The following is a 25,996-nucleotide window of genomic DNA, read 5'->3' as shown; positions in this document are numbered from 1 at the left end:
GGCTTGCCATTTCGGACTGGAGGACGTTGGTAATCGTTCTATCCATCTGGTAAGTCCCAAGGAGAGGTAAGTCCCCATGCCTCCACGTCGACAACGGCCTCGGGAGTCCCCCGCTCTCGTCGCCTTTGGTCGCCAACTGCGTCGGATGCGGGAGGCCAAGGGCGCCAAGCAGGAGACCGTTGCCCACCTGACGAACCTGAGCGGTGCGCAGGTCAGCCGCATCGAGGCGGGGAAGAGGCGCGCAAATCGATCGTTCGTGGACATCGTGGACGACTACCTGGAAGCGGGTGGCGCACTCATCAGCCTGTGGGAGGACCTGAACAAAGACGGTCATCCCGTACCGATCTGGTTCGACTGGCCCGCGATCGAAAGTGACGCCGTCGAGTTGACGTGTTACCAACTCTGCGTCATGGCAGGGCTCGCCCAAACACCGGCATACGCGAAAGCGATCCTCAAGGGAAACGAAGAGGCCGTAGCGGCGCGGTTGGAGCGACAGAAGATCCTCGACCAGGAGAACGGTCCGATGGTGACGTTCCTGGTTGACGAGCAAGCGCTGTGCAGGCCGGTCGGTACTGCCGAGACGATGAGGGAGCAGCTTGAGCACCTGATCGCCCTCAGCGAGCGCCCCAACGTGACGGTCCAGGTAGTCATAGGAAGCGGCGAACACCCAGGAAACGGCAGCAGCTTCATTCTGGCTACGATGGCTGATATGAGCCAGATAGCCTACATAGAGACGGCTATACGGGGGCTCACGACCGACGACCCCGCAGACCTCGCGGAACTCTCACGCGTCCTGGTTGACCTCCGGAACAGAGCACTTCCGGGAGACATGTCGCGAGACTTCATCAGGAAGGTGGCCGAAGAAAGATGGACTTGAAGCACGCCAAGTGGCGCAAAGCCAGGCGAAGCCTAAGCAACGGCGGTGAGTGCGTCGAACTTGCTGGAGTCGGCGGGGCGGTGGCGGTGCGGGACAGCAAGGACCCGGACGGGCCCGTCCTCCTGCTCACCCGCGCGACCCTGCGCACTGCCGTCCGGTCTGCCGCCGACACGCACTGACCACCCGGCACCACCACCCCGCTGGCCACACGTTCCGCCGAGTAGCGGCGTCGTAGAAGATTGCGGGAAGAGGCGTAGCACCCGGGAGGGAACGATGCTGTTCAGGCGGGAGGTCCTTGAGGGGATCGCGGGTGGGCGGATCGACCGGGTGTTCCGGGTGTGGGCCGAGCCCCGGGTCCGCGCGGGGAGCACCCAGCGGACCTGGGCGGGGATCATCGTCATCGACTCGGTCACGGCCGTCACCCCCGAGGAGATCACCGAGGAGGACGCCCTGCGGTCGGGCTTCGAAGACCGTGCGGCGCTGCTCACCGCCCTGTCCAAGAGCACCAAGGAGGGCGGCTACCACCGCGTCATGCTCCGTCTGGGCGGCCCCGACCCCCGCTCGGAGCTGGCCGGGAACGCCGACCTGACCGAGCAGGAGCTGGCCGACCTCAAAGCCGCCCTGGACGCCATCGACACCCGCAGCCGCCGCGCCCCCTGGACCCGCGAAGTCCTTCGCCTCATCGAGGAACACCCCGGCCTGCGCGCCCTGGACCTGGCCGAACGCCTGGACCGCGACAAACTCCCCTTCAAGGCCGACGTCCGCCGCCTCAAAGCCCTCGGCATCACTGAAAGCCTGGAGACCGGTTACCGCCTCACCCCGCGCGGCAAGGCCCTCATGGCCTACCTACGATCCTTGACCGAATGATGCCCCAAGGTCCACTCCTGCCGCTGGTTGTGCGCTGCTGATCGCGCTGTCCGCCCCGGCAGGCGGTGTCATGGTTCGGCTGGGATGTCGCTGAGGTCGAGCCGGTACCAGTCCGCGTCCGTGAGGATGTGCAGGTCGGGGCCACGTCCGATGACGCGCGCGTCGCGGGGGAGTTCCTGCCCGTCCGGTAGTACGACCCGGTAATCTCCGGTGCTCCGCATCTGGCTGTCGGTCAGCCGGCCGGCGATCAGGCGGTCGCGGTCGGCGCTGTATCCGCCGTACAGGGCGATGCGTGAGCCGTCGGTGATGAGCGCACGTGCGGCGGCGCCGTAGCCGTCCCAGCCGGTGAGTTCTCCATCGTGGACGCGGACGATGGGGAAGTCGGTGTAGTAGCAGGTCCAGGCGGTGTCGGCGTCGACGTTGAGCGCATAGCAGTCGCTGATCGCGCCCCACGGGTTGTCCATGTGGCTGGGGAACCGCCAGTCGGCCTTCAGGTTCGGGGAGAAGCGTGCGAGCCCGCAGGAGCCGATCGGTGCCGGGCCGTCGGCACCGCCCCAGCCGTAGTTGCCGTAGACGCCTTCGTCGAAGTAGCCCACCCAGACGTGACCGGTTCCGGTGGTGAAGACGTGCTCGATGCCGTCCCCGAGCGTTTCAGCGGTCAGAGCGGTTCCGTCGGCGGAGTAGATGATCGCATTGCGATCCGGGCCGTCCTGACGCCATCGAGCCCTGGCACCGACGGCCAGAACCCGGCCGTCCGGCAGCGGCTGGACGGCCGGGTGCGCGAGCGGGAAGTCGGGGATCGTGATCACGTTGGTCAGCGTCGGCGAGTGCAGCGTCACACGAGTGGTCACCGGGCGAGGGGCCCGAGGGTCCGGGAAGACGGCCCAGCCCGGTTGCGTCGTCGTCGAAGTCACGGCCTGCACGTCGGCGCCGGCCGACCACAGTGCTATGACCTCGCCGTTGGGACCGATCGAGGCGTTGACCAGTGCATCGCCGCTCTGGGCCGCGGCGATGCAAGCGTGGTGACGTACGGGAAGGGCCGTCGGGCGCCACGTGGACCGCTGCTGCTTCACCCCGTCACTTCACCACCGCGGACCGAATGGGACCACCGAATATTTCGTTGACGTCCCAGACGTACTCTTCTGCCGCTGGGCGGGCGCTCGGTGCTGATCCTGGGCGCCGGCTGGATGGGCGATGAAGGGGCTACTGTCATTTGATGACCTGGTTGACCGATACCCGGAACTCCTACGACGCCCTGGCGGCCGGCTACGCCGACGAGACCCGTGACCTGCTCGACAGGCTGCTCCACGTCCGCGCGGGGGTGGTGCTGTTCGCCGACCTGGTCCGCGCGATCGGCGGCGGGCCCGTCGCCGACGTGGGCTGCGGGCCGGGGCACACCACCGCCCTGCTGCGGGAGTTGGGCGCGGACGCGTTCGGCATCGACCTGTCACCCGCGATGATCGAGAACGCCCGCCGCGAGCATCCCGGCGCGCGGTTCGAGGTCGGTTCGATGACCGACCTGGAACTCGCCGACGACTCCCTCGCCGGTGTGCTCGCGTGGTGGTCGCTGATCTACATCCCGGACGAGGCGGTGCCGGGCGTGCTCGAACAGTTCCACCGGGTGCTACGGCCCGGTGGGGTACTGGCCGTAGGGTTCCACGTCGGTAACGAGTCAAAGATCGAGACGACCGGTGAAGGCGACCATGCCCTGCAGGCGTCTGTGCACCACCGCCAACCGTCCCGCATGGCCGACTGGCTCCGCGAGGCGGGCTTCGCCGTGGAGGCGCAGCATCTGCTGAATCCGGACGAGCCGAAGCCGGGTGCGATCCTGTTCGCCCGCCGACCCGCGGAACCGGATCGGTAACCTTCGGCGGCGGGGACGAACTCCGCGGCTCGCCTCATCACGCGGTCGCAGGACGGCCGAGCCATCCCGGGAACGCGCTCTCATGCCGCAGACCGCGCGCCGCCACGCTGCGCGGCGAGGCGACTCTCTGGCAACGTCACACGGCTTGCGTGTGCACGGCCGACCGAGCAAGGACCATTGAGGGTGGTGCCCGAACTCGCGAACACCCGGGGCCACGGCTACATCTCCGGCGCACAGATGCCGTTCCAGAAAACCCCGATCTAAGCGTTTTGCACAGGCCAGTAGAGGGATTTTATGGTGTGCCCGGTAACGGGCTTGTCTTGTGGGATTCGGCCGCCCTGTAGGCCCTTCTCGGCGACACCTGGCTGTGGACGGCCCGACCTCGATCTGGCCCGACTGCCTGCGGAGCTGGCTGTTCTCAACCTGTCGATCAAGGCGGAATCGGGCGTGATCGGCAACATCAGCGGAGATCGGGCCGCATCCGCGGTCAGCTTGGATACCGGACGGATGATCAAGACGAGCGGTTGACGCGGTGACCGTATCCGGTATCGAGTGCTACCAACGGGACGCACCAAGTGTCCTATAGATGACCGTTTCAGCCCTTTCTTGATCGGGGGAACGATGTGGCATTCACGCATCACCTTCACCCTCAAGCTCCGTCATCTCATGCCAGTGCCGATGTTCGCGCTGCTGTTGTCGTTCGTGGGAGCGGTACAGCCGGCACGAGCCGCACAGCCGCAGCCCTGGCAGCCGGTGAAGACCAACGACTTCAGCCAGTACGACCTCATGTCGGCGGTCACGGCCACCGGCCCGCGCAACGCCTGGACGTTCGTCACCGGTGACCAGCACGACCGGATCGTCGCGCAGCACTGGAACGGCAGGGCCTGGCGCGACGTGGCAGTGCCCGCCGGACTGCCCGGGGAGATCCGCGAGGCCAGCGCCACATCCGCTTCCAACACCTGGGCGGTCGGCGACAGCGATAACGCTTCCAGAGGCTCATACGCACTGCGTTGGAACGGCCGCAAATGGGTGGTCGCACATCGATGGGCCACCGGCGTCGTCAGCGGTGTGACCGCGGCGGGCCCCGACAAGGCATGGGTCTTCAGTGACAATCGCCGCGACGCCGGCGTGGGCACCTGGCACTTCGACGGCCGCCGGTGGACCCAGATCCAGTTGCCGTACAGCATCGAACGGGCCAGCGCGGTATCGGCTCGCGATATCTGGGCGATCGGTAACGACTCCTCGGACAGCTTCAAGGTGATCGCACATTACGACGGCACGGCCTGGACCCAGGTGCCGGCCGGCGACGGGTTGCCCGACGACATCCGGGGCGGCGAGGGAGAGCCCTCGCAGCAAGTCTTCCTGTCGGACGTGGTCGCAGTGTCGGCCACGCAAGTCTGGGTGACCGGGACGGTGTGGCGTACCGACGACCTTGGCGTAACGGAGCTCCCGGTGGCCGCACGCTGGGACGGCAGTCGGTGGCAGAAGGTGGACGTGCCGGGGAGCTGGCGTCCGCGGGTCGCCGCGGCCGACGGCCACGGCGGGCTGTGGATCTCCGGGGACGGCGATCCGCGGGAGGCGGGCCGCGACGTACCGGTGCTGATGCACCGTTCGTCCGACGGCACTTGGTCGAGTTCGACCGTGCAGGCCGGGAACCGTACCGCCTACGTCGACGGCATGGCCCTGGTTCCGGGGACCAGCACCCTGTGGGGCGTGGGGCAGCTAAGGCCTGCGGATGAGTCCTCGTCTGACGGAGCCATCTTCCGCCAAGGACGATGAACCGCCGACCCACACGGAACGCGGCGGGGCGATCTCCCCGGGGAGATCGCCACCGCGTCCGAAGGCGACCGTGCCCTGAGAGCGAGTTCGCCACCCACCTTCCGAATGCCCCGGACGAGCTACGCGCCGCGAGCCGCGTCGCTGGGCTGACGGATGACCTCAGCCGTTGTGCCCCGATGTCGGAGGCACTCCCATGCCGCAGTCCGCGCGGCAAGGCCCTCATGGCCTGCCTACGGTCCTTGACCGAATGATTTGATCCCTTGTTCGCGGACGGGGTGAGGTTAACCGAACCCCCGGTCCGCCTGCTTCCACGATCGACCCGAGGACGCCCTGAGGACGAGCCTGGAGACACCTGTTCACGCAGCTCGGAAGGTGTCTCATGGCGGTTCTCGTTTCCCGCGACACGCGCGGGTCTCGCTTCGGCCCATCGCTCTGGCGGCGTCCGCTTACGCGCTCGCGGCCCTGCCTGCGGGGCTGGCCTCGCTCACGGGTGCCCGGGTGCAGCCGGCGCTCGCGCGCCGTCTGCTGGACGTGCCGTCCGCGCGTCCCGGACGGTTCCGAACGATCCTGCACGCCCTCCTCTCGCTGCCGCTCGGTGTCCTGTCGCTCCTGGCGGCCGCGTACGGGTGGGCGATCGTGGTGCTCAACCTGCTCTACCGGGCCCGCCGTCTCATCGGGACGGGCGGTTCGCTGAAGGACTCCTGGGGCGGCCCGACGCTCGCCGGTCACCGCCGTGTCCTGGCCGTCCTCCGCTAACTGGGGGCTCCTTGAGCATCCGTCCGTGAACGGTGCGCGGTGCACTTGGCGGGCTCGGCGTTTCGCCGAGCCCGCCTCGCCGGGCCGGCAGCGGGGCCGGATCCGTGCCACCCCGTCAGCGCTGCAGGGTCAGCAGGCCCGGCCGGTAGGGCAGGAGGCCGTAGTCGCCGCCGGAGTTGGGGCTGCGCCCCTGGTAGAGCAGCTGCAGATTGCAGGGATCGACGGTGAAGGTCTGATCGGCGCTGGTCCGGATCAGTTCGCCGTGGCTAATGTCGTTGGTCCAGGTGGCGCCGCTGTTGGCCTTGCCGGCGAAGGGGTTGGCCTCGGACGCGGCCTGCGGTGCCCACGAGCCGTTCAGGCTGGTGGCCGTGAACGAGCGGAAGTAGCGCCCCTGCGAGCCGATCGCCTCGACGATCATGAGGTAGCGGCTCTGGCCCTGGAGCCTGTAGACCTGGACGGCCTCGAACAGGTTGTTGGTCGAATCGCTCATGACCACTGTCGAGGTCGTGCCGAAACTGCCCGGGAAGTTTCCGATCGGCATACTCGCCCGGTAGATCTTGCCATTGTCGCCGGCGAAGAAAAGGTACATGTTCGTGCTGTCACCGATGAGCGTCTGGTCGATGGGCCCTGTTCCCGAGCCGGATATGCTTCCGGAGAAGAGCACCTGCTGTGATGACCACCCATTAGGGTTGGTCGGGTCGCTCGACGTCCGGTAGGAGAATGCGGTCCCGCCCCACTGGTAGGCGAGCACCCAGATGTTCTTCGGAGCGAAGTAGAACAGCGTGGGCGCGACGGTGCCGTTCGACATCGTGTTCTGGGCGGCCGAGGCCATCTCCGACCAGTTGCCGAACAGGCCGAAGTTCATCGAACCCCACCTCGTCCCCGTGTCGTGCGTCGTCGCATAGACGAGGTGCCTGCCGTTGTAGGGGGCGACGGTGAAGTCCTTGAGCGAGACCCATCCCGACTTGGGCTGCGCGAGCGGGCCCGTTGATGACCAGCGGTACGCCGACGGGAGATCGCACGCCGGAGTGGAGTCGCCGCCGACCGGGACGAGCTGCCACTGCTGGTTGTCACCACCCCAGTCGTCGTACTGGACGATGTTCGCGTTGTCGGCGGTGGAACCGCCTTGCACTTCGAGGGCCTTGTTGCTGTGGCGCGAGACCAGCCGCACGTAGCCGCCAGGGCTGTCGGCCAGCCGCCACTGCTGGTTGGTGCCGTTCAGGTCCGCCCACTGGACGATCGAGCCGCCGTTGGCGGTGGAGAAGTCGTAGACGTCCAGCACCTTGCCGGAGTGGCGGGACCTGACGCGGTAGTAGCCGTCGCCAGAGCCGACGAACTGCCACTGCTGCTGGTTCTGATCGTTTCGCGTCCACTGGGTGATGCGGGCGCCGTCGCCGGTCGCCAGGTTGTAGACGTCCAAGGCCTTGCCGCTGTTGCGGTTGACCAGGACGTACCACTTGTTCACATCCACTGTCGCGGCCTGGGCGGGCTGCGGGTTCGTCACGCACATGAGCACCGAAAGCAGGAGCGATGCCAGCACCGCACCGGTCCTCACCATGACCTTCATCCTTTCGTTTGGATGTTAGCGCTAACAACTTTCGTCGGACGAGACCTTCTCTCCATCGGCGGTCGAGGGGTGGCGGTGGCCGGAGTAAATAACAGGAAGAAAGGCATCGTCAAGGGCCCCGGAACTTCGAAAAGTTTCGAGCGCCGGCCAGCCGCAGATCGCGCATACGCCGCTATGAAAAGACTTGGAGACTATTGACGGGATCTGCGGGGGCTCACACACTGAGTCCGCGACGCCCTGGTGGTGTGTGCGTTCCTGTGATGGAGCGCGGCGTCCTTTACACGGCTGTGTTCCGTGCTTCCACCCATCGTTCATTCATGGAGGAAAGACGTGCGTACGAACGCCATGCCCGGGTCCAGGATCCGCAGGCGGGCCCTTCTCGCAGGCGGCCTCGGGGTGCTCAGCGCAGCGGCCGCTCTGGTGGCGCCGCCCCCGGCCACCGCCGCGGAGAGCACGCTGGGCGCCGCGGCCGCGCAGAGCGGCCGCTACTTCGGCACCGCCATCGCCTCGGGCAGACTCAACGACTCGGCCTACACCACGATCGCGTCCCGCGAGTTCAACATGGTGACCGCCGAGAACGAGATGAAGATCGACGCCACCGAGCCGCAGCGGGGCCAGTTCAACTTCAGCTCCGGCGACCGCGTCTACAACTGGGCGGTCCAGAACGGCAAGCGGGTACGCGGCCACACCCTGGCCTGGCACTCCCAGCAACCCGGCTGGATGCAGAGCCTCGGCGGCAGCAGCCTGCGCCAGGCGATGATCGACCACATCAACGGCGTCATGGCCCACTACAAGGGCAAGATCGCCCAGTGGGACGTCGTGAACGAGGCCTTCTCCGACGACGGCTCGGGAGGCCGCCGCGACTCCAACCTGCAGCGCACCGGCAACGACTGGATCGAGGTCGCCTTCCGCACCGCGCGCGCCGCCGACCCCGCCGCCAAGCTCTGCTACAACGACTACAACATCGAGAACTGGACCTGGGCCAAGACCCAGGGCGTGTACGCCATGGTCCGCGACTTCAAGCAGCGCGGCGTGCCCATCGACTGCGTCGGCTTCCAGTCCCACTTCAACAGCGGCAGCCCCTACAACGGCAACTTCCGCACCACCCTGCAGAACTTCGCCGCTCTCGGCGTCGATGTGTCCATCACCGAACTGGACATCCAGGGTGCCTCGGCCACGACCTACGCCAACGTGACCAACGACTGCCTGGCCGTCTCGCGCTGCCTCGGCATCACCGTCTGGGGTGTGCGCGACACCGACTCGTGGCGCTCGGAGCAGACGCCACTGCTGTTCGACGGCAACGGCAACAAGAAGGCCGCCTACACCTCGGTCCTCAACGCCCTCAACGGCACCTCGTCGCCCCCCACCGGTTCCGGAAGGACGATCAAGGGCGTCGGTTCGGGCCGCTGCCTGGACGTGCCCAACGCGAGCACCACCGACGGCACCCAGGTCCAGCTGTGGGACTGCCACAGCGGAACCAACCAGCAGTGGACCTCCACCGACGCGGGTGAGCTCAGGGTCTACGGCGACAAGTGCCTGGACGCCGCCGGCACCGGCAACGGCGCCAAGGTCCAGATCTACAGCTGCTGGGGCGGCGACAACCAGAAGTGGCGCCTGAACTCCGACGGATCCATCGTCGGCGTCCAGTCCGGCCTCTGCCTGGACGCCGCCGGCTCCGCCAACGGCACCCCGACCCAGCTCTACTCCTGCTGGAACGGAAGCAACCAACTCTGGAGCCGCACCTGATCTGCCCCAAGCCGAACGGGCGAATCGTCGCCACCTGGACCAGGGGAAAGATCTGGAGATTCTTCGCACAGTTCCAGTGACACGCCCGCACGGCGGAGTGGAGTCAGGTTTGCCCTGGCTCCACTCAGTCGTCCATGGCTACTCCGTGCCGGGAGCGCTGTGGTGGGCTCGTGCGATGGGCATGTAGGTGCGACCGGCTTCGACGCCGACCCAGCCGAGGTTCGCGGCGGGCATTGCCGCAGCGTGCCGGCAATGCTCCGGCCCGGCGACGGATTCGGCCGGGGCACGTCCGCGCCGACCGCGGCTAGTGTTGCCGACTGATGGGTGATGACGCGACGTACGACCGGCCGCCGGAGCCCTTTGCCGGAAACGGCCAACGGCGCACAATGGGTCCGGGACACGCGAGAGGATCGGACAATGGCTCGACGGTGGCGAGACGACCCGATGGTGCGGGCGCGATAGGCGCCGCCGCCCGGCACGGTCGCCGGGGACGCGAGCGAACACGTCATCATGAGCACCCGATCGCGGCCCGAGACCCCGCCCGGCGGCCGTGCGGCAAGGCGCCGTCGAGCGCCGGGGGACAACGCGGACCGGTTGCGCGGTGGGACCCCTGGCCGCGTGAGATGGTAGCGATCACAGGAGCCGGGCAGGGAGCAGAGACGACATGATGCACAGCGTGAAGGCGGCCGTGATCCTGGCCGCGAAAGACGACCCGAACACCCAGCAACTGGCCGACTGGCTGCGCAATATCTTCGGGCCGCTGTTCCTGGTCATCGTCGGGATCGTGGCCCTGTTCTTCCTGTTCACCCGGGAGATCACGCGGTTCATTCAGTTCATCGTGCTCAGCATCGTGATCGCGGTCGTCTTCTACTACCCCGGGATCATCACGTCGGTGGCCGAGGGAATCGTGCAAGCGCTCGGCGTCGAGGACAACGGCTGAGCCCGCGCGTCCACCACGAGCGGCGCCGACGCCGCCGAGGCGCCCAGGACGACCGCGCCCGCGTCGGGCTTGGAGGCTCCGGGAGGTCCCTCACATGGCCGGTGCGGTGGTGGAGGCTGCCCGTAGGAGGCGTTACGGGTCGGGTCGGCGCGACGGCCTGTTGACGGCTCTCCGACAGTCCCAGGGGTGGGCACAAAGCCTCACAGCCGGGGCGTCGCGAGGATCGGCGGCCCCGGCGCCCAAAGAACCGCCGGGGCCGCCGGCGGTCACTGTCCGGTCGCCGGCATGTCCCAGATCACCACGCGTGCCCTGACGATCGGTGAGTTGATGGTTATGCGCGCTTTCAGGATCGTCAGTCGCGCCACCCGGCCCGCGGCGGTCGATACGCAGACCACGTCCTCCTCGTCCACCGCGACCTCGTCGGACCCCTCCGTCGCCAGGGCATCCCGGCACCGGACCGCCGACGGCTCGCTCCGTGGACGCATCAGCACGACCTGCGCGTCCGACTGGGCCTTCACCAGAGGTTGGAGCCAGTCGCCCCGGATGTCGGGCTCCCCGTTCCGCTCCGAGAGTCGCGGCGGTACGGCGTCCAGATCTCGCCGCGTCGTCGCCCCTTTCAGCAGCAGCGTCCCCCGCCAGCGCACGACCGGCGCCGAGATGGTCGCCTTCGCGGACGGTTTCGGCGCGGCCGAGCCGGCGGGCGCGGAAGGCGCCGCCTTGGTCGACGTCGTCGGCGGCGCGGCCGCCGCACGCTTGCCCGGCCCGCCGCCGTTCTCGGGGGTCACGGCGATCACCACCGCCACGACCATTCCGAGCAGCACCGCGCCGACCGCGCCCGCGATCCCCACATGCTGCATCGTCAAGCCGGTGCCGGTGCTTCTGTCATGATCTGGCATTGACCCGTTCATCACCACTCACCCTTATGCGCGTCAGGTTCAAGGTCAACCGCGGGGACGGCCCCACTCAGCCGGTCACCGGTTGGGAGTCCTGGTCGCGCTGGGCGGCGGGCAAGGCGCCCCGGGCGGCTTCGGCGGTGAGGAAGCCGCCGGACTGGTGGTGCCAGAGACGGGCGTAAGCCCCCTCGGACTGGAGGAGTTCCCGGTGGGAACCCTCTTCGAGGACGCGGCCGCGGTCGAGTACGACCAGGCGGTCCATGCGGACGACCGTGCTCAGACGGTGCGCGACGACCAGTGCGGTGCGGTCGCGCATCAGGTGCCACAGCGCCTCCTGGATGAGCAGTTCGCTCTCCGAGTCCAGCGCGCTGGTCGCCTCGTCCAGGAGAAGGATCGGGGCGTCCCGCAGGATGGCGCGGGCGAGGGCGATGCGCTGCCGCTGGCCGCCGGAGAGCTTGACGCCCCGCTCGCCGACCAGCGTGCCGAACCCGTCCGGGAGCGTCTCGACGAACTCGGTGACGTGCGCCGCCCGCGCGGCCCGGAGGATCTCGGCCTCGGTGGCGCCCGGCCGGGCGAAGGCGATGTTGTCGTGCACCGACCGGTGGAACATCGCGGGCTCCTGGGGGACGTACGCGATCATGCTCCGCAGATCGCTCTGGCGCAGCCGCGCGATGTCCTGGCCGCCGACGAGGATCCGGCCGCCGTCGACGTCCATGAGGCGCAGCAGCAGCCGGGAGAGGGTGGTCTTGCCGCCTCCGGACCGTCCCACCAGGCCGATCTTGGCGCCGCCGGGGATCTCCAGATCGAGTCCCTCGAACAGGGGCGGGCCGCCGCCGTGGGCGAAGAGCACCCGCTCGAAGCGGACCGAGGCGTCGACCGGACGCAACGGCTGCGGGTCGGGCGGGTCCGCGACGGTCGGCGGCGCCAGGAGCAGCTCGGTGAACTGGGCGCTCTCGGTGAGTGTGCTCTCCATCCGCCGGTAGATCTGGTTGAACTCGAACATGATGCGTGTCGCGTTGGTGTAGTAGGAGAACGTCACCACGATCGCCTCCACGCCGAGCCCGCCGCGAAGCGCCACCGCGACGAACAACCCCAGGGCGCTGGTCAGGATCGACATCGGAGCGACGATCGTGTCGACCCGCAGGTTGGCGTAGTCCCAGGAGCGCAGCGCCAGGCGGTTCTGCTCGGCGACCCGGCCGCGGAACTCGGCGGCCTCCCGCTCCTCGGCGGCGAACGCACGGACCGTCTCCATGTTGGTCAGCACGTCGGCGATGTGGCCCGAGACCCTCACCTTCGCCGCCTCGCGCCTGTCCACCAGCGCCTGCCTGCGGCGGATGAACGGGACGACGAGGAAGGCGGTGAAGACGATCAGGCCCAGGAGGACGACGACCAGGAGCGGGTGGTACCGCCACAGGATCACCGAGGCGAAGGACAGCGGGATCACGTTGGCCACGACCGCGAAAGTGAGGGTGTCGGCGAAACTTTCGAAACCGCCGCAGAAGCTCAGTATCCGTTTGGTCAGCGAACCGGCGAAGTTGTCATGGAAAAACGCGGCGTCTTTGGCGAGCAACTCGTCCATGCCGGTGTTGGCGAGCCATTCGATGCCGCGGCTGTTCGTCCGGTTGAGGAAGTGCAGGCCCACTCGCCACAGCGCCTCGCCCGCCGTCATCAGGCCGGCGAATCCGAGGACGTAGGGCAGGAGGGCGGCGAGGTCGCTTTCCCCGCCTTCGGCCAGGCGCCCCACCAGGGCGGCCACCATGAGCGGGGTCAGGTAGAACAGGCAGGTATTCCCGAGTGCCGGTAAAATCATCGCCGGAAGCGAGATCCGCCACTGGCGGCGCAGCACGCCGCTGTAAAAGCGCAGGGCCAGCATAACCGCCCGTTGCCGGGCCGACTTGCCGTCCCTTGAGCCGCCTCGTGCTTTTGACACAGCCACCCGCCCTCCACGCCGCCGCGCTCCCATGCTGCCTCAGACCGTCCGGACGACGCGAACGCATTTCGCGAGCGCTGAAACGATCACAAGATTTCGGAAACAGTGGTGTCCGCGGGCGAACACCGATGAAGTTTTATAAGTCCGGCGTCCGCTGACGTGGCCGCGCGGGGCTCGTCCCCCGTGCGAGCTGCCCGCAGGTGTCCACCGCGTAGTGAAGATCCGGCAGGCGGCGGACCGAGCGCCGCGAGCCGGCGGAGATGGCGCGATCCGCCGGCCGAACTTCCGCACCATCACCTGCCGGGGGCCTGGCCAGCGGTCACTGTGCGGGCCCCGGCATGTCCCAGATCACTACGCGGGCCCTGACGATCGGCGCTCTGCTGGTCATGTGCGCTTCCACGATCGCCAGCCGCGCCACCCGGCCCGCGGCGGTCAGCACGCAGACCACGTCTCCCTCGTCCACCTCGACCTCGTCGGCTCCCTCCGTCGCCGCGGCATCCCGACACCGGGCCGCCGCCGGCTCGCTACCCGGACGCATCAGCACGACCTGCGCGTCCGATTCGGCCTCCACCAGAGGCTTGAGCCAGTCGCCCCGAATGTCGGGCTCCCCGTCCCGCTCCGAAAGCCGCGGCGGCGTCGCGTCCAGATCCCGCCGCGCCCGCGGCCCGTTCAGCGTCAGCGTCCCCCGCCACCGCACGACCGGCGCCGCGGGCGGCGCTGAGCCGGCCGCCGTCGCGGACGGTCTCGGCACGGCCGAGCCGGCGGGCGCGGAAGACGCCGCCACCGCGCGCTCATCCGGCCCGCCGCCATCCTCCGGGGTGACGGCGATCGCCACCGCCACGACCAGCCCGAGGACCACCGCGCCGACCGCGCCCGCGATCCCCACATGCTGCATCGTCAAGCCGTCGCGGGCACCGTCGTCATGATCTGGCATTGACCCGTTCATCACCGCACACCCTTATGGGCATCAGGGCCGAGGTCAACCGACGGCGGGCGGGCATCGGACGGAGTCGACGCGCGGCCACCATCGGCCGACAGTCCCTGTGGTTGCCCGGCCCGCAGAGGGCGCCTCCCCCTCGTGTCCGGCGGTGGTGCACTCGGCGCCGGCGAACTGGCCGCATTGCATCTCGCTGCCCACACGCATACGTCAATTCTACGGACCGGCACATATCGTCGGCATATCAGAAACCCTATACGCCCCGGCTACGCCACACTGCCTTGACTGGCGGTATGCCACCAATACCTCCATCGGCACGAAAAGCGCCCCGCAAGATCTACTGGTTTACCGGCATCGGCCTGATGGTCGTCATAGCGATGATCAGCTCGGCTCTCGGCTACCGGTCGGATTCCTCGCCCTCCCCGGCCCGCTCATGGTCCTCATCCGCCGCGTCATCCCCCAAAGATCCTCGCGGTGAGCAGCGCGCTGCGCCCGGCGAGAGCGCTCCTCGCCACGGGGCCCGTGGTCCGATCGACGAAGGTGACGGGGTCGTCCCGGACGATGTGTCGGTGTTCGACGACGCGTTTCCAGCTGTGGCCGAACTCGATCCAGATCTCCTCCAGACCCTCCGCCGGGCCGCGCGGGACGCCGCGGACGACGGAATCAAGTTCTACGTCAACAGCGGTTGGCGTTCCCCGGCATACCAGAATCTCCTGCTTCGCGAGGCGGTCGCCAAGTACGGCTCTGAGAAGGAGGCCGCCCGCTGGGTGGCCACCGCCTCGACCTCACTCCACGTGAAAGGGGAAGCGGTCGACATCGGCCATTCCGATGCCACGAAATGGCTTTCGGAAAACGGGGCCGAGTACGGACTGTGCCAGATCTACAGGAACGAATCCTGGCACTACGAGCTGCGCACCAGTGCGATCGGCCGCGTTTGCCCGCCCCTGTACGCCGACCCCACCGAGGACCCGAGAACCCAGCAGTGACCGGTAGTGCCCGGTGCGGGGACAGGGCGGTGCCGTCGCTCCAGAGGCCGCCATCGAGGTCGAGATCGACCGGGGCTTGATCCACAGATGAGCACCCGCGCCAGGGCCTCGTCGCCCGTGCGGTGGCTCGACCTGTGCTGCGGGAGCGGACGGGCCCCGGCCGAGGCGGCCGCGCTTCTGACCGATCGCGGCCTGGCCGGTCAGGTTGAGATCATCGGGCTCGACCTCGTGGACCACTTCGCCCCGAACCCTTCCCCGCTCTGTTGCGCCTGGTCAGCGGCTCTGCGGCCGAGTGGGTCCCCGACGGCCGCTTCGACCTGATCACGTGCGTGCACGGGCTGCATTACGTGGGCGACAAACTCGGCGTTCTGAGCCGCCTCGCGTCCTGGCTCACCGGCGAAGGGCTGTTCGTCGCCAACTTCGACGCCCATTCGGTCCGCCTTGCGGACGGCGCCCCCGCCGGCCGCCGCCTCACGGCCCAGCTGCGCGCGGGGCTTCGCCTACGACTCCGCCCGCCGCCGCATCTCCCGCCACGGACATGCGAAGGTACGGCTTCCGTACCGCTACCTGGGGGCCGACGATCAGGCCGGCCCGAACTACACCGGCCAGCCCGCCGTCGACTCGTTCTACGAACCACTCCCATGAACCTCTGCTGCGGGTGGTTCCAGCCGCGAGCCGCGGTGATGAAGCGTCCGACCTGGGTGGTACCTCTTTGAGTATGCGTCCTGAAGAGTTCCTGCAGATGGTGCTCGGCCTGCCGGAGGTCACCGAGCGCGAGTCTTACGGGAACATGACCGGCTTCCGAGTCCGTGACAAGGGCTTCGGCTACTTCGACGAGGCCGAGGGCGTCGTCATGCTCAAAGCCACCCGGGAGGAGCAGGCCGCCCTCATCACCGAAGACCCGGAGACTTTCGCCCCGTCCTGGGCCGGCGGACGCTTCGCATGGGTGAAGGTCAGGCTGGCCACCGTCGACCCCGGGGAACTGAACGAACTGGTCACCGAGGCCTGGCGGCTCTCCGCCCCGAAGCGCCTCGCGGCTGCGTACCGCGCCTGAGCATCAGGACCGATCCTCCGCCGTTCTCAACGCATCGCGGTGGCCCTGAGGTGGCGGCCGCGGGGGGTGGGGTCGGTGAGGGGCATGCCCTCGTGCGTCCACCGACTCGGCCGGGGACGGTGTCGTCCCACACGACGCACGCGTGCAGTGCGCTGTCGCAGCCCCTCGGCGGCCTTCGCGCGCTGGGCGTAGGCGACGTCGGCGGGGCTCTCGCCGGGGGCGTCAGTGTCAGCGGCGAAGCCTAGTGTTCTGGCGTCTTGTACACGCTGGCCGCCGGAGGTGCCGTGGTGGAGATTCCAGACGCGTTAATCGAGGAAGCGGCTGGACCGGTCGCCGCGGTGATACCGCTGATCGCCGCCCGCGTTCCGGCGACGCCGGCGGCCGAGCTCGGTCGGCTGCGGGCGGTCGCCGACGACGCGGGACCGCTCCGTCGATCGGCCGTCGGGCCCGTCCCTGCGGCCTGGGCGCACTCCCGCGCCCGGCCCGGGCCGGGCGACTCGCCGGTTCGGGACGCGCTCGGCGCGCTGCCGCCGTTGCTGGTCGAACGCCTGCTCGGCGCTCTGGAGCTGACCGTGCCGGAGCTGGACCTCGCCGGAGTCCCGGACCTGTGCGGTCTCCTCGGGGAGCCGCTGACCGGCGGTTTCGCGATCGGCATCATGGAAGGGACGAGCGAGGCGGTCAACGGAGCGGCCCGGCTGGACCGGATCCGGCCGGGGGCGGTGCCGCTCGTCGCCGCACTGGCCCGCCGGCTGGCCGCCCACCCGCGCGTGGCGGCCCTCCTGACGGTGGAGAGCGCGGTCACCGGCGAGCGGGAGGTCGCCGCGGCGCATGGCGCGGCACGGCTGGCGCTGGCCGTGTCCGCCGCCGCCGCCGTCGTGCGGCGGGCGGGTGTCCCGCCCTGGGCGGCCGAACCGCCGGCGGTGCTCGGCGCGGCGATCGGCACCGCGGTCCTGCTGCTGCGCGAAGCCCCGATGCCCGCCGGCTACGCCGCCGCCGTCCTCGCCAAGACCCGGGCGGATTACCTGCTGCCCCTCCGGTCCAGCGGGTCGGCAGAGGTGTCGGGGCACCGGTTCGCGCTGCTGGAGGCGGACGGCCCCCCGGACGTCGACTTCGATGGCAATGGGCTGGTCGCGGTGGTTCCGGGCGGCGCAGTGATCCGTACCGGCGCCGAGAGCGGGCACGTCCGGGTCCTGCTAAGCGTCCTGGAAGAGCCGCCGCCGGACGTCGCGACCGGATGGGAGGAGATCGTCGAGGTCAGCTGGTGCGCCGCCACGGGCGGCGCCTCCCTGGGCGGCCCCCGGGCGGGCGCGCCGTCCCTGCGCGGGATCACCCCTCCCTGGCCGGGCGACTACCGGCTGCGGGTGCACGCGCGCGGCCGGGACGACACCGCCGAGACGGAGAACTACGAACTGGTGGTGTGGCAGGCGCCCGCCGCGCCCGACATCGTGCACGCCCGCACCGACCGGCTCGGCCACCGGCTGCGCGGTGAGCCGGAGCCGGTGCGTCCCGAACCGCCCGAAGCCGTCTACCGGTGGCTGCGCAGGAGCTCCCTGGAGGTGGCCGCGACGGTGACGGTGGTGACCGGGACGGACGTCGCGGACGTACTGCGCGCCTTCGGAGCGGACCCGGACCGGCCGGAGTCGATGCGGGCCATCGGCGAGGAGCTGATGGGCCGGAGGTCGATCGACCCATGGGTCGCGGTCCTGGACAAGGGCGGCGCCGTGCTCGCCGTCGAGTACAACGGCTGGCAGGGCTCGACCGAGCCCGTGCTGACCCGTGCGTCCGTCGGCGGCCGGGCCGCCAGCATGTACTGGAACGTCGATGCGCTGACCCGGCTGTCGTTCGCCGAGCACGGCGAGGTGCTGCTGTCGGAGGAGCCCTTCGGCGAGCTCGACGCGCCACCGCGGCTCACCGCGGCGCTCGCCGGCCTCGACTTCGCCGACTACAACCGCGGCAGGCAGATGATGGGGATGGTCGCGGTACAGCGGTTCATCGGCCACGGCATCACCGCGGATGACCTGGCCCGCATGGAGGACGCCGACATCGGTTTCCGGATCGTTCCGCACCTGCCCCCGCTGTACCCGTACCGGGCACGGTCCGGCGCCCCGCTCGGCACCGTCATCGAGGAACTGACCGGGCTGCCCGAACCGGCGCTTCGGGACCTGGCCTGGTGGGCGGCGGCGGAGTCGGCCCGATACGCGGGGCTCAGCGAAGACCCCGACGTCGCCGCCAGCGTCGCCGCCCGTGCCCTGACCGCCGGCGCCCACCTGCGCGCCCGCCGCTCCCAGCTCGACGGCGGCGAGCACCCGTGGGTCTGGCGCGCTCTGCACCGCGCGACCAACCCGGACCCGCTCGCCGCGGTCGCGGACGGCTTCGACTCGGCACGCCACGCCGCGGGTCCGCACGCGGCGAACCTGGTCGCCGACCTCCGAACCAGGATCACCGGACTCGACGAGCATTGACGGCCCCTCCGGCCTGGGCGGGCGCACCAGGCCGGAAGGGTCCACCAGGTCCAGCGGACGGCAGGTTCCTTGTTGTCGGAGATGGAGCCGCGAGCACCGGCCCGTCCCCTGGTGACCTCGCGAGGACGGGACGGGGCGGGCATCCCCGATCGGCGGTCGGGCTGCCGAGGGGAGTTTAAATAGACAGCGATGTTTGTTAGCTTGGTGGTTCGTTACGCGCGTGCCAGGTGGGGTGCGCGTGCGCCGAAATCGCTGGAGCGGGGATGGGGCTGGTCAGATCGATCGCCGTCGTGGTCGCCGCCGTGGCGGGGCTGGGCCTGGTGGGGCCGGTCGCCTCGGCGAGCGGTCCGGAGTACTACCTCGCGCTAGGCGACTCGTTGTCCGTGGGCGTTCAGGCCGGAGTGGGCAGGACCGACCAGGGCTACACCGATCGTCTCCATGCCGCGCTGAAGGCACGGCACCCCCGGCTGAAACTGGTGAAGCTCGGGTGTCCCGGGGAGACCACCACGACGATGCTCAAGGGCGGCATCTGCGGGTACGCGACCGGCTCCCAACTGGAGGCGGCCGAGGCCTTCCTGAAAGCGCACGCCGGTCACGTCCGATACGTCACCCTGGACATCGGGGCCAACGACACCAACGGGTGCCTGCCCGGCGGCGGCGTCGACGCGGGCTGCGCGCTGCGGAGCGTCGGCTCTCTGATCGCCAACCTGCCGCAGATCACCGCGCGGCTGCGGCTCGCGGGCGGCGGCGGCCCGGCCTACGCCGCGATGAACTACTACAACCCCGGCCTGGCGTCCTGGGTGTCGGGCGGCAGGGCCGCCGCCCTCGCCTCGATACCGGTCGTCGACACCTTCAACGCCTACGAGCACGGCGTCTACCTCGCCGCCGGATTCAGGGTCGCGGATGTCAACGGCGCCTTCGCCGGGCACGACCTCACCGAGGTGGCGGCCCCTCCGTACGGCGCAGTCCCCCGCGGCGTGGCCCGGATCTGCGCGTGGACGTACCAGTGCAGCGACGGCGACGGCCACGCGACCGCGGCGGGGTACCAGGAGATCGCCGATGCCTTCCTCAAGGTCGTCCCGGCCATGTCCACCTAGCGGGCCGGCAGTCCCGGCACCGCCCTACCCCGCGGGGGCGCCGAGGCCGCCGCACCAGAAAGACATGCCCGTTCAGGTGACTTTGGACCGTGCCGGGCGCGCTATAACATTGTCATGTCCAAGACGTCGGCAGGGTCGCGCGCGAAGCTGGTCGAGGCCGGGATGCGGCTGCTGGAGGAACGCGGGCCCGAGGCGCTCAACGCGCGGGGGCTCGCCGCGGAGATCGGCGCGTCCACGATGGCCGTCTACACCCACTTCGGTGGGATGGCCGGGATGTACGAAGCGATCGGGCGGGAGGCGTTCGCGCGCTTCGAGCGGCACCTGCGGCAGGTGCCCGACACCGAGGACCCGGTGACCGACCTGCTGGTCCTCGGGCTGGCCTACCGGGAGTTCGCGATGGCCAGCCCGCAGCGGTACCGGCTGATGTTCGGGCTCGCCTCGCCGGGGGCGCTCCCCTCGTTCGGGCACGACCTCACCGCCGAGGGCACGCCGGCGACCGTCACCGAGTTGAACGACGCCTTCGCGCTGCTGCCGCGGCTGGTGCGGCGCGCCATGAACGCCGGGCGGCTCCGCCGGGACGACCCGGTCCTGGTGGCGGGGCAGATCTGGTGCATGATCCACGGCTACGTGCTGCTGGAGAGCACGGGGGTCTTCGGCCAGGAGGGCCGCGGCGTGCTGCACATCCTGGGCCCGCATGTGATCAATCTGCTGGTGGGGCTCGGGGACGACCGCGCGGCCGCCGAGCGGTCCGCCGGGCAGTCGCTGCTGAACGTCGAGACGGCCGCGGCCGTCGCCCCCGAACCGGCGCCCCGCCGGGGCCGGCGGCCCCGCCCCGCGCGGTGACGTGATGACCGCCACGCCGGCGGCTCCGAACCAATCACCGCACCGCGCCATCACATGGTATTAACCTGCCCATTACAAAGTTATGCCATGGTCCGCGAATGCTCCTTCATACGCGCGGATCGTCCTAGATCAGCAGTTCGAAGAGATCGGTCTGATGATGGCGATGGCGATGACCTCGGACACGATGCCGGACCCGGCCCCCCGCCTGCTCGACTTCACCGTGCTGGGCCCGTTCCGGGCGTGGCGCGACGGGACCCGGCTCGACCTCGGCCCCCTCAGGCAGCAGGCCCTCCTGGCCGCGCTGCTGCTGCGTCCGGACATGACGGTGAGCCGGCGGGAGCTGCTCGACGGCGTCTGGGGCGTCGAACCGCCGGGCTCGGGGAGCAAGATCGTGCCGGTGTACGTCCACCGGCTGCGCCGCTGCCTGGGCACGCTCGGCGAGGACGCGCAGGAGTCGGTGATCGCACGGGACCGGGGCGGCTACCGCTTCGTCAGCAGGGGGACGGCGGTCGACGTGCTGCGGCTCGACGAGGCCGCGGACGAGGCGGCCGCCGCCAGGAGGTCCGGCGATCTGGCGGCCGCGGTGAGCGCCTGCCTCGATGCCCTCGGGCTGTTCCAGGGCGAACCGCTGGCCGGGCTCCCCGGGCCGTTCGCGGAGGCGGAGCGCCTGCGGCTGGAGGAGCGCAGGCTCACCCTTCTGCAGGAGAAGGTCGAGTGCCAGTTCCAGCTCGGCAGGTTCGTGGACGCCGTCGGTGAGCTGCACGCCCTGATCCCCAAGCACCCGCACAGCGAGTCCCTGACCTCGCTGCTCATGCGCGCGCTGTACGGGAGCGGCCGCCAGGCCGACGCGCTGGCCGCGTACTCGCACCTGCGCCGCCGGCTGGTGGACGACCTCGGGGTGGAACCGGGCGAGCGGCTGCGGCGCGTGCACCAGGCGGTACTGCGCGGCGACGACGCGGCCCTGGACCTCGTCCCGCGAGACGAGGCGAGGCGTGAGGGACGCACGCAGGTGCCGTCCGTGCGGCAGGTTCCCGACGAACTGCCCGCAGAGGTCGGGGAGCTGATCGGACGGCAGGACGAACTGGCGCTGCTCACCGGCCGGGGCGGGCCCGCGGTGGCGGCGGTGGACGGGGTGGCGGGCGCGGGCAAGACCGCGCTCGCGGTGTGCGCCGCGCGGGCGCTGCGCCGCGACCACCCGGACGGCTGCCTGTTCGTCGAGCTGCACGGGCACAGCGAACGGCGGGACGCGGTGCCGCCGGAACGCGCGCTGCGCCGGCTGCTGCGGGCGGTCGGCTCCGGGAGCGCGTCCGGCGACCTGGACGAGCTCGCGGCGTCCTGGCGGAGCGCGACCGCCGGGCTGCGCCTGCTGCTGGTCCTCGACGACGCGTCCGGCGCCGACCAGGTGCGCCCGCTGCTCCCCGCGGGCGCGGGCAGCCGGGTGCTGGTCACCAGCCGCCGGCGGCTGGTCGGGCTGGACGTGGACCGCCGGGTCTCGCTGGGGCCGCTCACCCGGCAGGCGGCGGAAGCGCTGCTGGCCCGCATCGTGGGCGCCGAGCGCGCCGCGGCCGAGCCGCTCGCCGTGCGGGAGCTGGCGTCCATGTGCGACCGGCTGCCCCTGGCGCTGTGCATCGCGGGCGCGCGCATGCAGAGCCGCCCGTCCTGGGCGATCGGGCATCTGGTGCGCAGGATGGCCGACGCTCGGCGCCGCCTGGGCGAGCTCACGGCGGAGGACCGGAGTGTGGAAGGGGCGTTCCGGCTCTCCTACGACCGGCTTCCGGCCGCCGAGCGGCGAGCGTTCCGCGCGCTGGGAACGGCCCCGGACGGGCGATCCGGTCATCGGGCGCTGGCGGTCGCCCTCGGCTGGGCCGCGCAAGGGGCCGAGCAGGCGCTCGAGAACCTGGTGGACGCGAACCTCGTGCAGCAGCCGTCCGTCCACCAGTACCGGCTGAACGGACTGCTCGCACTGTTCGCGCAGGAACTCGCAGCGGAGGAGTCGCAGGCCCTGGGCAGGGCGGGCCTGGTCGCCGTCGCAGGCACGCCCCACCACCTTTAGCCGCCGTTCACCGTCCATTTCTCCGGCAGCGCGCGCCGAACGGCCTCCGGAAGCGTTCGGCGCGTTTTCGCCAGGTCCAGGAAATGACATCCGGTACGCCGGGCAACGCGGTCTCGATATTCCCTTGTCATCGTAATTTCAACGGGTCTCACTAGCGTCGCAGACACGATCGTCGAATTGTCTGGGAGACCGAATGCGAAGTCGGAAGTTCCTCGTCCGCGCCGGCGCGACGCTGGCGGCGGCGGCCGCCACCGTGACGGCGGTGACGGTGGGGGTCCAGGACCGGGAGGCCACGGTCGCCTCGGTCGGCGCGAAGACCGAGGCCACCACCGGTGCGCGGGCGGGCGGCGTCCTCAAGGAGCGCGTGACCAGGCTCCAGTCCGAGCACAGGCTGCCCGGCGTGATCGGGATGGCCCGCAGCGGCGGCTCCACCCAGTACGCCGCGTCCGGTTACGGCGACATGTTCCGGCGCGTGCCGGCCGACCCGAAGGCGAAGTTCCGCATCGCCAGCAACACCAAGGCGTTCGTGGCCACGGTCCTGCTGCAGTTGGAGGCCGAGGGCAAGCTGTCCATGAACGACACCGTGGACCGGTGGCTGCCCGGCCTGGTCGCGGCCAACGGCAACGACGGCCGCAAGATCACGATCCGGCAGCTGCTCAACCACACCAGCGGGCTCCCCGACTACGTCGACGACCTGTGGATCTCGGGGACCTACCTCGCCGACATCAACCCCTACAGGAAGTGGGACCCGCGCGCGCTCGTGAAGGTCGCCACGTCCAGGAAGTCGCTCTCGGCGCCCGGCGCCAAGTTCAACTACGCCAACACCAACTACGTCCTCGGCGGATTGATCATCCAGGCCGCGACCGGGCACCGTCCGGCGGCCGAGGTGCGCGACCGGATCATCAAGCCGCTCGGCCTCACCGACACCACGTTCCCCGAGGCCGACCCCAAGCTGTACGGGAACTGGCTGCACGGCTACTTCACCGTCCGGGACATCTCGTTCACGAACGTCCAGGTTTTCGGCGCGGCGGGCGCCATGGTCTCCACCCAGCAGGACCTCGCCGACTTCACCCGCGCGCTCGCGTCCGGCCGCCTGCTTCCCCCCGCGCAGCAGCGGGAGATGCAGCAGGTCGCGTCCCCCGAGCAGCCTTACGGCCTCGGCGTGCTCATGGCGAAGACCCCGTGCGGCACCGCGTGGTCGCACAACGGCGCCGTGCTCGGCTACTTCAGCCAGTGGTACACGAGCCCGGACGGCAAGGACCAGGTCGTCGTGGCCACCAACCGCTACAACATGATCGCCGGCAAGGCCGAATCGGCGGTCGTCAAGACGGCCCAGGACTCCTACTGCGCCCTGAGGGGGAAGCGATGAGCTCCGGACTGCACGCCAGGAAGCCGATGAGGCGGCGCTACCGCAGGCCGGCCATCGCGGTCGCGGTGGCCGGAGCGGTCGCGGCCGCCGCCGCGGTGCCGCTGCTGAACACCGACAGGACGGTCAACGCGGCGCGGACGTCCGAGGCCATGTCCTGCACACCGATCAAGCTGATCGTCGTGCCCGGCACCTGGGAGACCACGTCGGCCGCCGACCCCGACACGCCCGTCGGCATGCTCCGCGGCGTCACCGAACCGCTGGAACGGCGGTTCGGCGACCGGATCTCCTCGTACTGGGTCGGCTACAACGCGACCGCGTTCGACCAGGGCAAGACCTACAACGACTCCAAGCAGACCGGGATCGACGCCGCCCGCAAGGCGATGACGGACATCGCCCGGGACTGCCCCGGCACCCGGTTCGCCGGGCTCGGCTTCAGCCAGGGCGCGGACGTCAACGGCGACGTCGCCGCCCAGATCGGGGCCGGCCAGGGGCCGGTCCCCGCCGCCTCCTACATCGCGGGCGGAGGCGCGGCCGACCCCGGCAGGGGGACCAGGGGCGAGGTGAACCTCGGCGATCCGCTCCCCGGCACGAGGGGCCTCGCCGGGCCGCGGCCGCAGGGGTTCGGCGAGCTGTCCGGCCGGGTCGCGAACGTGTGCCTCAAGGGCGACCTGTACTGCGCCCTGCCGGAGGAGAACGAGCTCACCGCCACCCTCGGCACCGTGCTGAGCCGGGTCGGCATCGCCAACCTCCAGGGCTCGGCCGAGCGCGAGCTCTCCACCGACCTCGGCACCGCCAACGGCAGGCCGGCCGACCTCACCGCCGTCCCCACCGGCCTGAAGACGCTGACCGGGCAGGCGCGCGGCAAGGACACCACCGGGGCGGCCCGCACCGCCGGCGATCTGGCGAGACTCGTCGGCCCGCTGCAGGCGCTCACCCGCACGGTCGCCAACCCCGTCCTGGTGAACACGCTGCTGAACTCCCCTCCCGGCTCGCAGAACCACATCGCGGGCCAGGTGCTCCAGGCGCTGTCCAACACCGACCTGGTGGGACTCGCCACCGAACTCGACGCGGTGCAGGCCGCCGCGAAGGCGGGGGACACGGCCGCGCTGGCGCGGGCCGCACTCGCCGCCGCCGCCAAGGCCGCGCCGCTGACCGGGCTGCCCTCCGACCAGGTGGCCAAGGTCACCAAGGTCATCCAGGGGCTCCAGCCCGTCGCGCTGCTGGCCCAGGCGAGCAACGTCATCGGCGGGATCAGCAGGATCGACTACCGCGGCATCCAGCGCGCCGCGCGGGCCGTCCCCGCGTACGCCCAGCGGGGCGACACGCGGGGGGTGTACCGCTCACTGGTCGCGATCGAGGACCGGCTGATGCCGCTGGCCGAGACGGCCAACCGGGTCGACCTCACCCCCCTCGCCGCACTGCTGGCCATGTGGCCGCCCGGCTCCCCCGAGCGCGCCGTCGGGGAGGCCCTGGCCGTCCTGGACCGCGTCGACTGGGTCCGGATCACCCGCGACCTGCGCGCCATCCAGAACAAGCTGGACGACTTCGACCCGAAGCGCCCTCCGACCATCGACCCGGCCGACCCGGTCAAGTCGCTCAACGCCTTCTACGGCGTCGATCTCCTCTCCCTGGTCCCCCAGGTCACCGACCTGACCGAGCACGGTCTGGACGTCGCCGGCGTGCCGCTGCCCAAGGGCACGCTCGACGGGTTGCTGAAGACCAGGCTCAACCCGAGCAACCTGGTCAAGGAGGGCCTCGACGCGGCGGTCTTCTACGGCACGCAGCGGCACGTGATGTACGGCTCCGCCCCCGTCGACGGCAGCGGGCGCCCGGCGCTGGAGGTCCTTGAGAACTGGCTCGCCCAGCGCATCGAGACCGCCTGATCCCCTACGTCCGTCAAGGAGGACTCGTCACCGGCAGGCCGGGCGTTCCCCGACCTGCCGGGGAACGGGCACCAGACTCCTGGGGCGTGAGCG

Annotated in this window: 20 protein-coding genes and 2 pseudogenes; 16 read left to right on the top strand and 6 right to left on the bottom strand. The window is 70.2% G+C overall.

Annotated features, from left to right (window positions below):
- The first annotated feature begins 76 nt into the window (after positions 1–76).
- The 3 genes from CHC11_RS08440 (at position 77) to CHC11_RS08430 (ending at position 1,744) form a co-directional block, all read left to right on the top strand.
- A complete protein-coding gene (locus tag CHC11_RS08440) occupies positions 77–877 on the top strand; it encodes a helix-turn-helix domain-containing protein (protein WP_089310988.1) in 801 nt (266 codons plus the stop codon).
- Positions 868–1,056, top strand: coding sequence for a DUF397 domain-containing protein (locus tag CHC11_RS08435; protein WP_089310987.1), 189 nt, complete (start codon positions 868–870; stop codon positions 1,054–1,056). Before CHC11_RS08440 ends, CHC11_RS08435 begins: the two co-directional genes overlap by 10 nt.
- Before the next feature lie 94 nt (positions 1,057–1,150).
- A complete protein-coding gene (locus tag CHC11_RS08430) occupies positions 1,151–1,744 on the top strand; it encodes an ASCH domain-containing protein (RefSeq protein ID WP_089310986.1) in 594 nt (197 codons plus the stop codon).
- A gap of 68 nt (positions 1,745–1,812) precedes the next feature.
- On the opposite strand, the gene CHC11_RS08425 is transcribed toward CHC11_RS08430, so the two are convergent.
- Positions 1,813–2,595, bottom strand: a complete 783-nt coding sequence (locus CHC11_RS08425) for a hypothetical protein (RefSeq protein ID WP_143226970.1) — start codon at positions 2,593–2,595, stop codon at positions 1,813–1,815.
- Positions 2,596–2,960: 365 nt separating this feature from the next.
- On the opposite strand from CHC11_RS08425, the gene CHC11_RS08420 reads away from it, so the two are divergent.
- The 3 genes from CHC11_RS08420 (at position 2,961) to CHC11_RS08410 (ending at position 6,143) form a co-directional block, all read left to right on the top strand.
- Positions 2,961–3,608: a class I SAM-dependent methyltransferase gene (locus tag CHC11_RS08420; RefSeq protein WP_089310984.1), complete on the top strand. Its 648-nt coding sequence runs from the start codon at positions 2,961–2,963 to the stop codon at positions 3,606–3,608.
- Between the two features lie 621 nt (positions 3,609–4,229).
- Positions 4,230–5,387, top strand: a complete 1,158-nt coding sequence (locus CHC11_RS08415) for a hypothetical protein (protein ID WP_089310983.1) — start codon at positions 4,230–4,232, stop codon at positions 5,385–5,387.
- Between the two features lie 498 nt (positions 5,388–5,885).
- Complete coding sequence (locus tag CHC11_RS08410) at positions 5,886–6,143, top strand: hypothetical protein (protein ID WP_089310982.1); 258 nt, start codon at positions 5,886–5,888, stop codon at positions 6,141–6,143.
- A gap of 115 nt (positions 6,144–6,258) precedes the next feature.
- Here the strand turns inward: CHC11_RS08410 and CHC11_RS43815 are convergent.
- Both CHC11_RS43815 and CHC11_RS43810 read right to left on the bottom strand, forming a co-directional pair.
- Positions 6,259–7,152: pseudogene (locus CHC11_RS43815) on the bottom strand (non-reducing end alpha-L-arabinofuranosidase family hydrolase); the annotation flags it as partial.
- Between the two features lie 84 nt (positions 7,153–7,236).
- Positions 7,237–7,653 (bottom strand): annotated as a pseudogene (locus tag CHC11_RS43810) (RICIN domain-containing protein); the annotation flags it as partial.
- A 387-nt stretch (positions 7,654–8,040) separates the two neighbouring features.
- On the opposite strand from CHC11_RS43810, the gene CHC11_RS08400 reads away from it, so the two are divergent.
- Positions 8,041–9,456 (top strand): endo-1,4-beta-xylanase, encoded by a 1,416-nt coding sequence (locus CHC11_RS08400; protein ID WP_089310980.1) that lies wholly within the window; start codon positions 8,041–8,043, stop codon positions 9,454–9,456.
- Positions 9,457–10,123: 667 nt separating this feature from the next.
- A complete protein-coding gene (locus CHC11_RS08395; protein ID WP_342749962.1) occupies positions 10,124–10,396 on the top strand; it encodes a hypothetical protein in 273 nt (90 codons plus the stop codon).
- A gap of 266 nt (positions 10,397–10,662) precedes the next feature.
- Here CHC11_RS08395 and CHC11_RS41170 read toward each other — a convergent pair whose 3' ends face one another.
- The 3 genes from CHC11_RS41170 to CHC11_RS08380 all read right to left on the bottom strand — a co-directional run bounded on the left by CHC11_RS41170 (position 10,663) and on the right by CHC11_RS08380 (position 14,120).
- A complete protein-coding gene (locus CHC11_RS41170) occupies positions 10,663–11,310 on the bottom strand; it encodes a hypothetical protein (RefSeq protein ID WP_179278739.1) in 648 nt (215 codons plus the stop codon).
- Positions 11,311–11,359: 49 nt separating this feature from the next.
- Positions 11,360–13,162: an ABC transporter ATP-binding protein gene (locus CHC11_RS08385; protein ID WP_245918905.1), complete on the bottom strand. Its 1,803-nt coding sequence runs from the start codon at positions 13,160–13,162 to the stop codon at positions 11,360–11,362.
- A 376-nt stretch (positions 13,163–13,538) separates the two neighbouring features.
- Positions 13,539–14,120 carry a hypothetical protein gene (locus tag CHC11_RS08380; protein WP_143226969.1) on the bottom strand — a complete coding sequence of 194 codons (582 nt, stop codon included), beginning with the start codon at positions 14,118–14,120 and terminating at the stop codon, positions 13,539–13,541.
- Between the two features lie 605 nt (positions 14,121–14,725).
- Between CHC11_RS08380 and CHC11_RS08375 the strand changes: the two genes are divergently transcribed.
- The 8 genes from CHC11_RS08375 (at position 14,726) to CHC11_RS08330 (ending at position 25,903) form a co-directional block, all read left to right on the top strand.
- Positions 14,726–15,142, top strand: coding sequence for a M15 family metallopeptidase (locus CHC11_RS08375; protein ID WP_245918903.1), 417 nt, complete (start codon positions 14,726–14,728; stop codon positions 15,140–15,142).
- Between the two features lie 718 nt (positions 15,143–15,860).
- Positions 15,861–16,196, top strand: a complete 336-nt coding sequence (locus CHC11_RS08360; protein ID WP_089310972.1) for an MmcQ/YjbR family DNA-binding protein — start codon at positions 15,861–15,863, stop codon at positions 16,194–16,196.
- Between the two features lie 287 nt (positions 16,197–16,483).
- A complete protein-coding gene (locus tag CHC11_RS08355; RefSeq protein ID WP_089311111.1) occupies positions 16,484–18,658 on the top strand; it encodes a DUF6461 domain-containing protein in 2,175 nt (724 codons plus the stop codon).
- A 263-nt stretch (positions 18,659–18,921) separates the two neighbouring features.
- Positions 18,922–19,755 carry an SGNH/GDSL hydrolase family protein gene (locus CHC11_RS08350; protein ID WP_089310971.1) on the top strand — a complete coding sequence of 278 codons (834 nt, stop codon included), beginning with the start codon at positions 18,922–18,924 and terminating at the stop codon, positions 19,753–19,755.
- A gap of 114 nt (positions 19,756–19,869) precedes the next feature.
- A complete protein-coding gene (locus CHC11_RS08345) occupies positions 19,870–20,598 on the top strand; it encodes a TetR/AcrR family transcriptional regulator (RefSeq protein WP_089310970.1) in 729 nt (242 codons plus the stop codon).
- 163 nt (positions 20,599–20,761) lie between these two features.
- Positions 20,762–22,651 (top strand): AfsR/SARP family transcriptional regulator, encoded by a 1,890-nt coding sequence (locus CHC11_RS08340; RefSeq protein WP_218825967.1) that lies wholly within the window; start codon positions 20,762–20,764, stop codon positions 22,649–22,651.
- A 193-nt stretch (positions 22,652–22,844) separates the two neighbouring features.
- Positions 22,845–24,020 carry a serine hydrolase domain-containing protein gene (locus CHC11_RS08335; protein ID WP_089310969.1) on the top strand — a complete coding sequence of 392 codons (1,176 nt, stop codon included), beginning with the start codon at positions 22,845–22,847 and terminating at the stop codon, positions 24,018–24,020.
- Positions 24,017–25,903 carry a cutinase family protein gene (locus tag CHC11_RS08330; RefSeq protein WP_089310968.1) on the top strand — a complete coding sequence of 629 codons (1,887 nt, stop codon included), beginning with the start codon at positions 24,017–24,019 and terminating at the stop codon, positions 25,901–25,903. The genes CHC11_RS08335 and CHC11_RS08330 overlap by 4 nt, the downstream gene beginning before the upstream one ends.
- The last annotated feature ends 93 nt before the right edge of the window (positions 25,904–25,996 follow it).

Origin of the sequence: Actinomadura mexicana, from assembly GCF_900188105.1 — a bacterium.
Lineage (GTDB): Bacteria > Actinomycetota > Actinomycetes > Streptosporangiales > Streptosporangiaceae > Spirillospora > Spirillospora mexicana.
Note: the sequence above shows the minus strand (reverse complement) of the source record. Positions and strands in the feature narration are given on the sequence as shown.